12 protein-coding genes and 1 pseudogene are annotated in these 15243 nt (G+C 38.9%); 4 read left to right on the top strand and 9 right to left on the bottom strand.

The features are described 5' to 3' along the window. Positions 1-392 precede the first annotated feature (392 nt). On the top strand, positions 393-533 hold the full coding sequence (locus GUY17_RS14750) for a hypothetical protein (protein ID WP_162023576.1): 141 nt from the start codon (positions 393-395) through the stop codon (positions 531-533). Positions 534-3083: 2550 nt separating this feature from the next. On the opposite strand, the gene GUY17_RS14745 is transcribed toward GUY17_RS14750, so the two are convergent. Beyond that, entirely contained in the window at positions 3084-3569 is a 486-nt protein-coding gene (locus GUY17_RS14745; RefSeq protein ID WP_162023575.1) for a glutathione peroxidase, read from the bottom strand. A 150-nt stretch (positions 3570-3719) separates the two neighbouring features. Here GUY17_RS14745 and GUY17_RS14740 point away from each other — a divergent pair, with 150 nt between their 5' ends. Beyond that, positions 3720-5117, top strand: coding sequence for a magnesium transporter (locus GUY17_RS14740; RefSeq protein WP_101086525.1), 1398 nt, complete (start codon positions 3720-3722; stop codon positions 5115-5117). A gap of 151 nt (positions 5118-5268) precedes the next feature. Here GUY17_RS14740 and GUY17_RS14735 read toward each other — a convergent pair whose 3' ends face one another. The 4 genes and pseudogenes from GUY17_RS14735 to GUY17_RS14720 form a co-directional block, all read right to left on the bottom strand. Then, on the bottom strand, positions 5269-5430 hold the full coding sequence (locus GUY17_RS14735; protein WP_041413129.1) for a hypothetical protein: 162 nt from the start codon (positions 5428-5430) through the stop codon (positions 5269-5271). A gap of 154 nt (positions 5431-5584) precedes the next feature. Next, positions 5585-5893 (bottom strand): annotated as a pseudogene (locus tag GUY17_RS21345) (sugar nucleotide-binding protein); the annotation flags it as partial. Between the two features lie 101 nt (positions 5894-5994). Beyond that, positions 5995-6417 (bottom strand): copper resistance protein NlpE, encoded by a 423-nt coding sequence (locus GUY17_RS14725; RefSeq protein WP_162023574.1) that lies wholly within the window; start codon positions 6415-6417, stop codon positions 5995-5997. Between the two features lie 275 nt (positions 6418-6692). Continuing rightward, positions 6693-7826, bottom strand: coding sequence for a patatin-like phospholipase family protein (locus tag GUY17_RS14720; RefSeq protein WP_101086528.1), 1134 nt, complete (start codon positions 7824-7826; stop codon positions 6693-6695). A 345-nt stretch (positions 7827-8171) separates the two neighbouring features. On the opposite strand from GUY17_RS14720, the gene GUY17_RS14715 reads away from it, so the two are divergent. Continuing rightward, positions 8172-9734 carry a DUF3369 domain-containing protein gene (locus GUY17_RS14715; protein WP_162023573.1) on the top strand — a complete coding sequence of 521 codons (1563 nt, stop codon included), beginning with the start codon at positions 8172-8174 and terminating at the stop codon, positions 9732-9734. A gap of 10 nt (positions 9735-9744) precedes the next feature. After that, complete coding sequence (locus GUY17_RS14710; RefSeq protein WP_162023572.1) at positions 9745-11109, top strand: sensor histidine kinase; 1365 nt, start codon at positions 9745-9747, stop codon at positions 11107-11109. 66 nt (positions 11110-11175) lie between these two features. Here GUY17_RS14710 and GUY17_RS14705 read toward each other — a convergent pair whose 3' ends face one another. The 4 genes from GUY17_RS14705 to rcsF all read right to left on the bottom strand — a co-directional run bounded on the left by GUY17_RS14705 (position 11176) and on the right by rcsF (position 15122). Further along, positions 11176-12891 (bottom strand): proline--tRNA ligase, encoded by a 1716-nt coding sequence (locus GUY17_RS14705; protein ID WP_162023571.1) that lies wholly within the window; start codon positions 12889-12891, stop codon positions 11176-11178. A 317-nt stretch (positions 12892-13208) separates the two neighbouring features. After that, the gene (locus tag GUY17_RS14700; protein ID WP_162023570.1) at positions 13209-13820 is read right to left on the bottom strand and encodes a DapH/DapD/GlmU-related protein; all 612 of its coding nucleotides are present in this window, start codon (positions 13818-13820) and stop codon (positions 13209-13211) included. A gap of 4 nt (positions 13821-13824) precedes the next feature. After that, entirely contained in the window at positions 13825-14574 is a 750-nt protein-coding gene (gene tsaA / locus GUY17_RS14695) for a tRNA (N6-threonylcarbamoyladenosine(37)-N6)-methyltransferase TrmO (RefSeq protein ID WP_101087197.1), read from the bottom strand. 152 nt (positions 14575-14726) lie between these two features. After that, positions 14727-15122, bottom strand: a complete 396-nt coding sequence (gene rcsF, locus GUY17_RS14690; protein WP_162023569.1) for an Rcs stress response system protein RcsF — start codon at positions 15120-15122, stop codon at positions 14727-14729. Between the last annotated feature and the right edge of the window lie 121 nt (positions 15123-15243).

The following is a 15243-nucleotide window of genomic DNA, read 5'->3' as shown; positions in this document are numbered from 1 at the left end:
TGTAGCAGTAACTCAATCCTAACTGAAGTTTGAGGTAAGTAGGATAACTCACTAAGCAGTGTCATCAATTAACTCCGGGGGAGAAGGCTAACTCATCATACTGCACTTACTTCAAACTACATTTTAATCATTACATACTTGTTCGTACAATAAATAAGACCGGGTGATATCAGGAAAGTTCACAAAGAAAATGAAGTTTTTTAATTTATTTTTGTGATAGTCACTTTTTTGAACCCTTTGGTCGATATTTTTGGGGAAAGGATACGTTTTTTTAATTAAAAATAGCGTTAGAGTTAACCTAGATTCGATAATATAGATTATTAAAGCTATCGTAATTAGGCACTTAAGTTTTTTATTCTGAGGTGAACTCAAGTAAGTAATGGGTTACGCATATGACCGCGGCAAATATCGATGGTGAGGCATTTGGGTTTTATTTATGTAAAGCACAAAATGAACCTAAAAAAAAGGGCAACCAATTTGGTTGCCTAAGTCGTTCTTTGTGGGGGGCGATTAACGGTGCGCTAGCGTGTTAATACTCCCCAAATAGGGATGATGATGAACAATAAACATTAAAACGGTGTAGCAGTAACTCAATCCTAACTGAAGTTTGAGGTAAGCAGGATAAATCACTAAGCAGTGTCATCAATTAACTCCGGGGGAGAAGGCTAACTCATCATACTGCACTTACTTCAAACTACATTTTAATCATTACATACTTGTTCGTACAATAAATAAGACCGGGTGATATCAGGAAAGTTCACAAAGAAAATGAATTTTTTTAATTTATTTTGTGAGAGTAATTTTTTTTGATCTATATGGTCGATATTCCCTAGAAAAGGTTTCGTTTTTTTAATTAAAAATAGCATTAGAGTTAACCTAAACTTGATTTTTTGTTTTTATAAATGCTTTTTAATCAGTTGTTTATTCTGATTCTGAGGTAAATTCAGGTAAGTGATGGGTTACGCATATGACCGAGGCAAATATCGATGGTGAGGCTTTTTGGTTTTATTTATGTGTAGCACAAAATGAACCTAAAAAAAGGGCAACCAATTTGGTTGCCTAAGTCGTTCTTTGTGGGTCGTGATTAACGGTGCGCTAGCGTGTTAATACTCCCCAAATAGGGATGATGATGAACAATAAACATTAAAACGGTGTAGCAGTAACTCAATCCTAACTGAAGCTTAAGGTAAGTAGGATAAATCACTAAGCAGTGTCATCAATTAACTCCGGGAGAGGAGGTTAACTCATTATGCTGCACTTACTTCAAACTACATCTTCTTCGTACAATAAATAAGACCGAGCGTAATTAGGAAAGTTCACAATAAAAATAATTTTTTTACATTTATTTTGTGAGAGCAAGGTTTTTTGCTTTCTTAGCTGGTTTTTCGAAGGATTTATTAGGTTTTTAAGAGCTAAAAATGGCATTTAAATGAACCGAAACTCGATATTATAGTTAATCAAAGTCTTTATAATTAAGTGCTTATTGATCACTATGCTAGTTATACCAATCCTATTAAATATGTGATCTTTCAGCGGGAGTTAAAAGTGCTGTAGGCAAGGCAGATGATTGAAGCGAATAGTTATTCTATTTTGAAAACATCTAACGAAGCATAAAGTACTTTGAAACCCGCCAGAAAGGAGTCTCTCAGGTATTCCACTTCTGTGTTGCATCGATTTAAAAGGGAACAGCCATTTCTACATCAATGCGCCTTGAATTAAAAAACCTTAGAGACTCTGAACTGATCAGATATTTAATGAGATTGGTATTATAGCTCTGAGGTGTACTCAAGTAAGCTATTGGTTCTGTATATGGTTGAGGTAAATATCGATGATGATGCTATTTTTGGTTTTATTTGTGTAAAACACAAAATTAACCTAAAAAAATGGCAACCAATTTGGTTGCCTAAGTCGTTCTTTGTGGGTCGTGATTAACAGTGCGCTAGCGTGTTAATACTCCCCAAATAGGGATGATGATGAACATAAAACTGTCGCGACAAGCAAATACAAAAGTCAGTAATCAAACCTTTGGATACACACTAAAACGTTGGAGGAAGACGCTTAGCGAGTACATGTTCTTACTTGTTACATATAGTCTGACTAGTGCTCTTTAGAATAGTTCATTAAATAATGAAAAAATTTAAAAATAGATAATCAGTGGGTTTTACTCATCATTGGTAGTTGCACGTGGTTCTATGTAAATGACGTTTATCGTGGCATAACATCTGCTGTCTCGAGAGCCTAAAAACGGGTTTTACAAAATTATTTTCAAGCTCCCAGACCAGGTTACCCAATATCGAAATCGACTTAGCGAAACTCATTAGCTTAATTACTGTGAGTTAAACGACATCACCTATTTAGGTGTAGTGATAAACATGCGCAGTGCTAGTTAGCCCCCATCTCTTAATAATAGCTGGGATAAATCGATGAGAATGGTTTTATTTCATGTTGGTAATATCAAACTTGGCTAATATTGCTTTGCCTATTTACGCTACTTGCCTATTTACGATCATAGGGCGCATTGACACATTGCTGTGTGTAGCGTGCAAGCCAATGCGGTGAAGTTAGCTGGTTATGATCTTATGTTGATGAGCTTCCCTATATAGAAAACACATCACTAGGGTAGACCTAAGCTAGACCATGCAACGCATTCTAGTTGCGTTGTACAATCAACAGACATAAAAAAAGGCAATCAAATGACTGCCTATCGATCGACTTAGCGATCAAGGGGACCGCGCTAGAAGTCCCAGGGAGATGATGAACAAAAGTGAATATCACTGTTACTAAGTTGGAGTGCCTAATGGTTTAAAAGTTCAATATAAATGAATTCTTTTATCAAAATAGTGAGATTAATTTTATACTGATTATTTTTCAGTGGCTTAAGAGTTTACTTTTTCTAACGGTTTTTCATTGTTTGAGTACTTCTATTCGAAAATATCGTTAAATGAAAATATGGCAGACTTTAGATGTTCACTTACCAGGAACTGACTAAGCCGTGAGCAAAAGCAGGGTGATTATCATGACATCAATCACCCAAAGCCATTCTCATTGATTATCGGCCTTCGATTACACGATAGAGGCTATGGCTATCTAAGCAGTTTTTCAATGACAGCGTTAAGGTCTTCTGGTTTTGTTGTTGGTGCATACCGTTCAATCACGTTTCCTTGTTTATCGACTAAAAACTTAGTGAAGTTCCATTTTATCGACTCACTACCTAAAAGACCTTTGGCAGACTTTTTAAGATGTTGATATAACGGATGGCTGTTACTGCCATTGACTTCAATTTTACTAAATAATGGGAATGTCACGCCAAAGTTTAGTTCGCAAAATTGGCTGATCTCATCTTCATTGCCTTGTTCTTGCTTGCCGAATTGATTGCAAGGAAAGCCTAAAATAACTAAACCGCGATCTTTATACTGTTGATATAGTGCTTCAAGTGCTTTGTATTGTGGGGTGAAGCCACATTTACTTGCTGTATTAACAATAAGCAAAACGTGATCTTTAAAAATCTCCATAACAACATCATTGCCTTGAATGTCTTTTACGGAAATAGGGTAAATAGCTGTGGTCATGTGATGCTCCTTTATATGAAAGATAAACTATAATGTGAAAATGCTTAGCTGGCAATTAAGTTGTTGACAACCTAATTTATCTGTTTGCTTATCAATACCAATTTCAATATAGTTGCGCATATTTTACTATCAAGAATTAAGGGCGGGCTGATGAGTGAATTAAAGAACGAACTTAGTTCTGAAGATGAAATCGACACCAGTTCACAACCACAGGCTGATGTCAGTCAAGTGGTTCATTTGTTAACTGAAGCAGAAGGCGATGAACAGGCCGAAATGTTCAGTGAAATCTTGACTGAAGCAGAACCAGGCACAATTGCTTTATTATTAGAATCGTTACCACTTGATGAACGTTATGAACGTTGGCAGCAAGTCGATGTTGAAGAGCGTGTAGACGTTCTAAACTTAATGCGCGCCGATCCTCGTTTAGGCATTGTTAAGAAAATGCCAGATGAGGAACTAGACTTACTCTTTTCTCAATTAAGTCCCGAAGACCTTATTGAATGGAGTGATTCATTACCTGACAACATTACCGATCGTGCATTAGCACAGATGGGTGAACGTCAACGTAAGCACTTCGAACTGTATGATCAATATTCTGAAAATGAAATCGGTCGTTATGCTGATCACCAGATGTTGGCATTAAGTCTTACCTCTACCGTCGCGCAAGGACAACGCTTTTTTCGCCGAATTGACTTAGATTGTAATGACCATCTATTTTTAGTAGATAAAAACGATAAATATTTAGGTACAGTGCGTCGTTATGACGTTTTCAGAACTGCGGATCTTGATACTCAATTGCAGGCGTTAAAATGGGATGACAGCCGAGTTATCTCTGCCGATTCATCTTTAATCGAAGCAGCCGAAGCCATTGAGCATAGTCGCGAACTTGAATTACCGGTTGTCGATGAAGATGGTATATTAATTGGGCGAATGACACTGCGAACTGCTACAGCATTAGTGCGTGAACATTACGAAGCACAATTAATGGCAACTGCTGGTATGGATGAACACGACGATTTATTCGCCCCGATAGTGGTGGGTGCAAAGCGTCGTGCCGTGTGGCTAGGGATAAACTTACTCACGGCATTTTTAGCATCTGCTACTATTGGATTATTCGAAAATGTATTGTCGCAAGTGGTCGCGTTAGCGGTATTGATGCCAATTGTGGCTTCAATGGGTGGCATTGCAGGTAGCCAGTCGTTAACGTTAATGATCCGCGGTATGGCAATGGGTCAGATTTCTGCTGGTAACGTGATGTCGTTGATGAAAAACGAACTCGGTATCGGTGCGCTAAATGGCATGTTGTGGTCGATTGTCATCGGTATTATTGCCGGATGGTGGTTTAACGATACGATAATGGGCGTCGTTATTGCCTGTGCTATTTTAGTTAATATGGCTGTTGCTGCGATTGCTGGTGTGATGGTGCCGATGATTTTACAGCGCTTTAATCAAGACGCAGCTTTATCTGGTTCGGTTATTCTGACCACAGTGACTGACGTTGTAGGTTTTTTTACTTTTTTGGGGTTAGCCACCATATTTTATCTGTAAAAGGTCAATTTCAGAGACATCGAAATACACTGATTCAATATTGCCAACGCTTTACTTAAATGGTCTTGAGTTTCTCAAGGCCATTTTTTTCAACAAAAAAGCAAGTTGCAGGCAACTTGCTTTTTAAACTTGATGAGAAAATTCTGTTAAATTATTTCCACTTAGCAGGCGCGAACTCCATTTCTGCATTATCGTCAAAGTAACGGCGCTTAGTATCTCGGCGACGCTGTTTTACTTTTTTCGATTTTGGTTTTCCCTTGATGTTATCGCCCCATGGCGCATCATCTTCATCAAATTCAAATGAGTGTGACATTTTCAACATTCCAGATAACTGTACCTCTGTTGGTACAGCCTCTTTTTACCTAAAGTTAATGACAAGCTAAAGCGAAATATTTCATCCTTGATGGTAAAAATTATTGCACGTAAAAATGACACTGATATGACAATTCATTTTTTACTTTAAATAATTAAACTTTACTAAGCACCAATTCATTAAGGCATTGAGCTAATTGTTGTTGCCAAGGTTTGGGCATGGAGATTGAGTGCGATAAGCGGGTGTCTAACACACTGAAAGTGGGCCTATTAACGATAGATGCATATGGTTCTGATGTTATAGGCTGCAAATAAATTGATTGAGGTAATAAGCCTAACGCTATTCCTTGTGTTTTGATCTCTTGAGCAAACTCATACCAAGTACACTTACCTGTATTACTCCAATGGTAAATAGCTGACCATTGTTTTTGTGAACACAGTTTCCACAGAAAAAGTGCAAAGTCGTCAACGGCAGTCTAATGAGCAATGAATATCTATTTAATTGTGCTCCGAAGAGTTATTAAAAAGCTTTCAGTACTTTGATTATAAGAGTCATACTTCATTGTTAGTTTATTCTGATTTGCTGACCTAGTCCTTCGATTTTATCGACTCTATATCGCTCTGCGTCTGGGCCTGTAATTCGCCTAAATTTTACATCTAACAAATATAAGTGATCGGAATAGACTTGATAAATATGTCCACGATCTAAAATGATAATGTTACCACTTTTATCCCACTTAAATGTTCCGCTGCCACGATAAGGATTGGGATCAGTGCCTAGACGAATAGTGTGGATGGTATATTGGTTCGGTTGGGTTAGTTCAAGAGTGGTATCCATTCCATCGCAACTCGGGCATGGGAATACACCATGATACACACCTTGCCATTGCAAAGTGTTTTGACTACTTGAAGTTGTATCTATAGTCGAGGTGTCTTGTTGGCCGCAGCCGACGATTGTTAATATAATCACTAACCATAAATTTTTCATCTAAAATCCTTTTAGATACAAAATTGTTACGAATGTGACGCTCGGCAGTTCTGGTTTTATGTGTCTCAAGTGAATGATCAACAATTTAAAATAATATTCACTTTTATAAACGTGACTATGTAAAACATGTCTATTTGACTCAAGCTAAACCAGTATGACGAGGATGACTTTAATATAGATAACCAAAGCGCACTCGCGCTTTTATCATCAATTAATCCCGATGTTAATTCTTGATGTTAATATATAGGTATATCATAGATTTTGAGTATTAACGGTTAAACTTTAGTCTGTATATCGAAAAATTGTTTTATTTCATCAATTCTATCCATTGCATCTTGATAACCTAAATCAATCAAGGTGGTGGTATAGCTTTTTTCGAATAATAAATACGACACAATACTCGAGTCAGACTGTCTGTTAATACCAAATAATTTCAATAAAGTTCTGATTGCAAAAGGCATATCATCATAGAACCGTTCTGCAATTCGGCTTAAATCTTGACTAGGTTTTATCACTAAAGTATCAATATGACGCAAGTTCAAGGTTTCACGGTCTTGTGGGGATATCATTGATAAGGTGCTGTTGACCCGTTGCAGACGCTCTAAGTCGCTGTTCAATGTGTCCGAGAAAATGGTATCTAATAAATGTCCGGCGATTGTTGCTGTTTTAGGGTGATATTCAAACTCGATGGGAAAGTGTTTGTGTGGACTGTCTAAATTAATCACAAATATTTTACTAGCACCTAGGTGGATAGGGCTTGATAGTGGCGATAATTGATGGACGGACCCATCACCATAATAGGCTTGATTAAGTTTAATTGATGGGAATACCATTGGAATTGCTGAGCTTGCAAGTAAGTGCTCAGTATTTAATAAACTGCGAATACCAACTCGTCTAGCACGTTGCCAATCATCAATGTGTTCGTTACCTTGATAGAAAGTATATGAACGTGAATTGTTGTAGCATGATGAGTCGATACTGATAGCTTTGAGTGCATCATTACCAATATTACGATCAATTCTTTTAAAATCGATAAGGTTATTCAGCAACTCTCGTAATGGTTGATTATCCAGTAGGCTGCCAGCATCAGTATTGACTTTGTCATCTTGTAGACCTTTAATTGCCATTCGTCCCAAATGTCTCAACACTTGAGGGATCGAAGTGCGATAGACTTTATGGGTTTCAAAATGACGCCACACCCAGTCCAGTTTTTTTATGGCCAAATGGAAACAAGATGCGTGGGTCGCTATCGATATTGCATTAATGGCTCCTGCAGATGTACCACAAATAATATCAAATGGAACATTATGGTTGCGTGGGTAAAACTGCACTAACGCTTTTAATACGCCAATTTGATAAGCAGCCCTTGCCCCACCACCTCCAAGTACTAATGCTGTTGATACTGGCAATATCGGTCCTTTAATCGGTTAAGTTTGTTTGATTCTAGTATGAATTCTTTTTGTGTTCTACACCAGTTACCAATAAGTCGACTATGCTATTTATTGTCTATCCTTTATCTTCACTATATCTATTATCGAGGTTAATACTTTGAGATGAAAAGTTGAACATGATTACGATCACTCATTTGCAACACCATATCGAGATTGATAATAAGATCTAAAGTAATCTTTTACTCGTATGGTTATTTAGTCTTCATGATAAAACTAATGTAAATAGTTCATCATAGATTGTTGATGTTGATGTTGATTTTGTTAACGAATACTCAATTGATTATACCAATTTAAGGATGGCATGTGGCTCTGTTTAAGACAACATCAGAAGTATCGGTTGATAACGATGCAGCACATAAAGCAAAGCAACTTTCTCCCTGGAAAATTGCCATCATTGATGATGAACCAGGCATACATGATGTGACTAAATTTGCATTAAGTCATTTTGAGTTGGAAGGTAGGAAACTCGCTTTTTATTCAAGTTTTAGCGCTGAAGATGGATTCATTTTACTACGCGATGAGCCTGATATCGCGCTCGCATTTATCGATGTTGTGATGGAAAACGATCACGCGGGGCTGGATTTAGTTGAACGTATTCGAGGTGAGTTAAATAATCACAGTACAAGGATTATTCTTCGCACTGGTCAGCCGGGCAGCGCTCCTGAGGAAAGGGTGATCAGAGAGTTTGATATTAATGACTACAAAGCAAAAACAGAATTAACCGCTACCAAACTTAAATCGTGTGTTTATGCTTCCTTGCGCTCGTATCGAGATATTAAAACAATTGAACTAAGTCAACGTGGGATGGAGAAAGTCATCCAAGCTTCTTCTTCTGTGCTACTAAGCAATACACTGCATCATTTTGGCAGTGCTGTTCTTGAACAAACATTGCAATTACTTAATTTGAATAGCTCAGCGCTTTATTTAACCAGTTTTCGTGAAGATCTCTACCAAGATACTCATATGAACCTATTAGCCGCGACTGGGGATATGGTGAGTTACCGTGAAATAGAAAATGTCGAATCACTACCGGGTGAAGTGAAAGAGTATATTATTGAAGCCATTAGTTTAGAGAAGTCGATAGTTCACGATAATATTTATGTAGGCTTTTATAAGTTTGGCCACGATGTTACCAGTATTTTATACCTCCAACACGACACCGCATTAACGCCTTTGCAGGTCAGGATCCTTGAATTATTTGCTGCCAATGTTAGTTTGACCTTTGAAAACCTTTCAAGCAAAGAAAATGTCCAACAAACGCAACGTGAACTGATCCTAATTATTGGTGATGCGATTGAACAGCGCAGTAAAGAAACCGGTGCTCATGTTAGGCGTGTGGCAGTGATGAGTGAAATGCTGGCTAACCATATTGGTATGAGCGATGATTTTGTTGAAACCATGCGCTATGCCGCCCCTTTACATGATGTGGGTAAAATTGGTATTCCTGAAAGTATTTTACATAAACCCGGTAAGTTGACCGATAGTGAGTGGGAAATCATGAAAACCCATGCAGAAAAGGGCTACACCTTACTTGCGGCATCAAATCGTATCATAGCCAAAATGGGCGCTCGTATTGCCTATACACATCATGAACGATGGGACGGTAATGGTTATCCTCGTGGGTTAGTTGCTGATGCGATACCGATTGAAGGTCGCATTATGGCTATCGTGGATGTAATTGATGCACTGTTGTCAAAACGCAGTTATAAAGACGCCTGGTCCGCTGAAAAAGTAAGAGATTATTTAATTGAGCAGTCAGGTAAGCAATTTGATCCTTTGATGTGTGATGCCAGTTTAACCTTGCTTGATAAGTTTGTAGAGATCCAGCAACAAATGCCAGATGAACCTGCGCAAAGCACACATTAAGTTATCTATTATGAATCAGAATTTAGATCAAGTATTACTGGCTGTCAGCCGGTCTGAATTAATTGATACTGGAGACTTAGATTCGGCTTCAAAATTGATTATCGATTCAGTTTGTCGCGGACTCGATATCGACAGGGCAAGTATATGGTTGTTAACAGAAGATAATCAATCAATCGGTTGTTTTTTATTAGTTGATAATCAAACTAAACAAAATAATATCACGCTAACTCGCTTAGCGTTTCCGGGGTATTTTCGCGCTCTCGATACAGAAAGAACGATTGCTGCCAGTGATGCTATGACAGATCCAGCAACCTGTGAATTTAAAGAGATTTATTTACGTCCCAATGCAATCACAGCCATGTTAGACAGCCCAATAAGGCATGCTGGTAAAATGATCGGCATTATCTGTTGTGAGCATAAGGGAGGCGTTCGGCATTGGAGCCGTGATGAGCAATCATTTGTGAGCTCTTTGGCTGATTTGTATGGTAGAGCTGTTAACGCTAAAAAGGTCAAGGCTTACCAAAATGAACTTGAATTGAATAATTTAGCCTTAGAAGCAGAAGTTGAAAAGCGAACCGCAGAGTTAAAAAATGCGATTAATAATCTACAAGTAACGCAAACCAGTTTAATAGAGAGCGAAAAGCTTGCCGCCTTAGGTAATCTTGTTGCTGGTGTTGCACATGAAGTTAATACTCCATTAGGTATTTCAGTGACATCAACAAGCCACTGCATCGATGAGTTAACTAAACTCAAAACTTTGTTCGCTGCGGGTGAATTAGAACAACAAGACTTTGAAGAGTTTATCCATACACTTACTGACGGATTACATTTAATTGAACGCAATTTATCGCGTGCCGCTGAGTTAGTTCATAACTTTAAACGCACCGCCGCTGACCAGCTTATTTTAGAAAAAGAGCAGGTTAATTTAACTGAATATTTGGAACAAATATCTTCCCCTCTTAGGCCATTAACCCGTAAGCAAGGTATCGAACTTGATATTCAATTAGAACCCGACTTGGTTGTTGAATCTTATCCTGGTGCTATTGCACAAATCTTTACTAATCTGGTGTCCAATTGCTTTCGGCATGCATTTCCTGCCGATTATGTAGGACAAAAGCGAATTATATTAGGCGCTAATTATTGTGGTGATGAAATAAAGATGTTTTACAAAGATAATGGCAAAGGTTTGAGCCCTGAAGTAAAGCGGAGAATATTTGAACCTTTTTTTACTACCGCACGCAATATTGGTGGCACAGGGTTAGGCATGTCTATTGTGTATAATCTAGTAACGCAAAAATTAGGCGGTAGGCTTGAGATTATTTCAGAGTTGAATCAAGGCCTTGAAATCGATATTTATATCAAAAATATTACATAAAAGTGTTTTGCAGCGATAAAAAAACGCACCCTAAAGTGCGTTTTTAACAGGTTATATTGTTAATAACTAGCCTTTAGCTGCATTTGTTAAAAACGCCACAATCTCATCGAATGGAATATCTTGTTTCTCACCCGTACGACGGTTTTTATATTCAAATACACCCGCATCAATATTGCGATCGCCAATCACCACAACATGCGGTAAGCCAATGAGTTCCATGTCGGCAAACATAACCCCAGGACGCTCTTTACGATCATCCATCAATACTTCAACACCAGCATCAGCCAGGTCTTGGTAAAGTTTTTCGGCAATGTCAGCTACACGATGTGACTTATGCATATTCATTGGCAAAATGCCTACAGTAAACGGTGCAATCGCTTCAGGCCAGGTAATGCCACGGTCATCGTTGTTTTGCTCAATAGCAGCAGCCACAATACGACTCACACCTACGCCGTAACAACCCATCAATAACACTTGGGCTTTACCGTTTTCGTCTAACACGGTGGCATTCATTGATTTAGAATAACTTGTTCCCAACTGGAAGATATGGCCGACTTCAATACCACGAGCCATGGCATACGTACCTAAGCCATCAGGCGTTGGTTCACCTTCGACCACATTACGGATATCCGCAGCAGTCGCTAGAGGCAAATCGCGCTCCCAGTTAATACCAAAATAATGCTTAGCTTCAGTGTTGGCACCCGCGGCAAAATCGCTCATCACAGTCACACTATGATCAACAATAATTGGCATCGTTAAGCCAACAGGTCCTATAGAACCAGGACCTGCACCCACTGCTGCACGAATTTCTGCTTCTGAAGCAAATTCAAATGGAGATGCGACTAATTCAAGTTTGTCGGCTTTAATTTCGTTAAGTTCGTGATCGCCACGGATAACTAAGGCAACTAATGGCGCTTCGTCAGTAGCACCTTTTACGATTAAGGTTTTAACCGTTTTAGTGATGACTAAACCAAATTGCTCAACTAACTCAGCAATCGTTTTGGCGTTAGGCGTATCCACTAACGTCATTGCTTCAGTCGGCGTGGCAAGAGTGTCGGTTGGCATTGGTGATTCGGCTTTTTCAATGTTAGCGGCATAATCGCTACCCGTTGAATAAGCGATTAAGTCTTCACCACTGTTAGCCAGTACATGGAATTCATGCGACATGCTACCACCGATAGAACCAGTATCAGCCAGTACAGGACGGAATGATAATCCCATACGAGTCAGAATATTGCTGTATGCGGTATGCATAGCGTGGTAAGTGTTATCCATGGTTTCTTGATCTAAATGGAAAGAATAGGCATCTTTCATCAAGAATTCACGCGCGCGCATCACACCAAAGCGGGGACGAACTTCATCACGGAACTTAGTTTGTACTTGGTAAAGTGTTAACGGCAGTTGCTTGTAAGAACTTAATTCTTTACGGACTAAATCGGTGATCACTTCTTCATGGGTTGGCCCCAATACGAAGTCACGATTATTACGGTCTTGGAAACGTAATAATTCAGGACCAAACTTGTCCCAACGGCCCGTTTCAACCCATAAATCAGCAGGCTGAACTAACGGCATTAATATTTCGATAGCGCCTGTTTTATTCATTTCTTCACGAACAATGGCTTCAACTTTACGTAAAACACGTAAACCTGATGGAAGCCAAGTGTAGAGACCTGAAGCATTACGACGGATCATACCGGCACGTAACATTAACTGATGACTAATCACCTCTGCATTAGCAGGGGTTTCTTTTTGTGTTGAAAGCAGGTACTTGCTAACTCGCATTCCCAATGTCCAAAATAGTTGCTATGAATTAGCATCATTTTAGCACCTGCAACAATGATGTCACCTGCTAATTCGACTCAAAAGTAGCCTTTGTTATACTTTAACCGCAAGTGACCGTAATTAAACTTCACATCGGGATAATAAATGCATATTAAATAGCTTTCTATCCCTCTATCCAGTGTTGTATTGACTTGTTATAAGAACACAATAGTCGCGTCAATGTGCTTAGATAGCAACAACAATGGCAAGTTTGATATCGATGAGTTGCCACTAATTTGTCTTTATTGAATAACCCTATCTATTCAACGTATCTGAGGTTATTTATCGCGTCGGTCGCCAATAACTCGGGCAGGATTTCCAGCAACAATGGCAAAATCGGGTACATCTTTTGTAACAATGCAGCCCATGCCAATCACCGCACAATCCCCAATGGTGACACCGTCAACAATGCCTGCCTGAGCGCCAATCCATACATCCTGGCCTATCACTACACCTTTTGATGTCGCGGGTTGTTTATAAATGGGTGCGCTGGGTGACATACCATGGTTAAAAGCATAAATCGTGACGTTGTTAGCAATACGTGTTTGGCTGCCAATTTTGATACCGTTACGGCCCCCATCTAAGCTGCAGCCATGGTTAATGGCCACTTCATTGCCTAGGGCAATTGGGCCATGCATAAACACATCAGCGGCAATCATACATTGATCGCCAATGATAATGTCCCTACCAGGTTCGGCAAAAATCTGAGCTTGTGGGGCAATAAAACATTGTTCACCTACATGAATGGTTTCAAGCTGACATAGCCGTTGTTGAATGTCATCTTGCCAAGGTTTTGCCCATGTTAAATGTTTTGGTTTAAGTGAAAAATACAGCCATGGCATCCATGATAAGCGTTTTTTATGTTGAGCTTGGTAATCTATGTCTGCCATTGATTTAATCCTTCAGCAGTTCAACTTTTGTCGGTTTGAGTTCTAACACTTCAATACCTTGAGCTGTGATATGCCAAAAGATATCTAAGTCGTATAAAGCCACTTGATAAAGTTTGGGATCGTTTTTGGCTTTTTTGTATGCAGGACGAGGATCTTGTGACAATACCCCTTCAATAAGCGCGGCTAAATCTTGGTACTGCTCTTGTTGGCTGTAGTGATCTATTTGCTCTGTCGCTAACGATGTATAAGTCAGTGGGATGAGGATTGGGGCTTCTTGGGCTATGCCGCCTTTGGCGTCTAAAATAGCATCAGAAAAAGGAATATAAGGTTTAATATCGACAATTGGCGTGCCGTCTAATAAATCCATTCCAGATATTACTAAGCACACTTTTCCTTTACGTTGGATAACTCCATGGAGTTTTACCACTGATTGGCCAATACCATTTGGACGAAATGTGGAGCGTGTAGCAAAAACGCCCAGTTTTTCATTGCCGCCTAAACGAGGAGGGCGAACGGTGGTTTTCCAACCTTGAGCCAGATTTTCATGGAAACAGAATAATAACCATAAGTGTGAATATTGCTCTATTCCTCTTACTGCATCAATATGATTAAACGCGGGTTCAAACTCTATATAACCTACCGCATTGACTAAACCTGGCTGACGAGGAATACCAAACTTTTGTTTGTAAGGTGTTCTGCATATTGCAACAGCATTTAATTGGCTGCTAAACGGAACGCTAGATTTATGATTCATTAGATCTGTTTGACTGTGTCGATCGTTGCTTTGTGTCATGCGATACCTGAATTAAGCAAACAAAGGGAGTTATAAATCAAATATAAAAAATGTTGATGAGTGTTATATGAGCACTCATCATTTATGGGCAGCCAATATAATATATTGAGTTGTTATTTTTCTGTAGGAGTTTTAATGGCTTGACCGACACAAAGTGCACGGCTAAAACAACTATTGTCTGCTTCAGTAATCATAAAACAGCTTTTAACCACAAAACCATTTGCACCCATATCTGCAGCAGCTCTTCTGGCATTGCTTCGTGCTACGGCCATTTGCGGTGGTGCATCTTGTTTGCTTTCTTGGCAGGCTTCGCCTTCCACTAAACCTAAAGTTTCAAATGTTCCTTTAGGTTGATCGTTTCCTTCATATAACTGTACATCACCGACTTTAAAATAATCATTGATCGCTTTACTGTCTAAATTACTTTTGAACGTATAATCACTCGCACAAGCGCTCAATAATAGTGCTATACCTGAGGCAATAAATGCATATTTAAGAGGAAAAGTCATAGCCGTAGCCTTCTATTAATGGGGAATGGATCAACGATGGTTAGTTTACCTTTTCTCATGGCGATGATAAAGCGCTCAAATGCTATAAAAAAAGAGCTTACCGAAGTAAGCTCTTTTTTTA

Origin of the sequence: Shewanella sp. Arc9-LZ (assembly GCF_010092445.1) — a bacterium.
GTDB lineage: Bacteria > Pseudomonadota > Gammaproteobacteria > Enterobacterales > Shewanellaceae > Shewanella.
The sequence above is the reverse complement of the archived record's forward strand: the minus strand, read 5'-3'. Positions and strand labels throughout refer to the sequence as shown.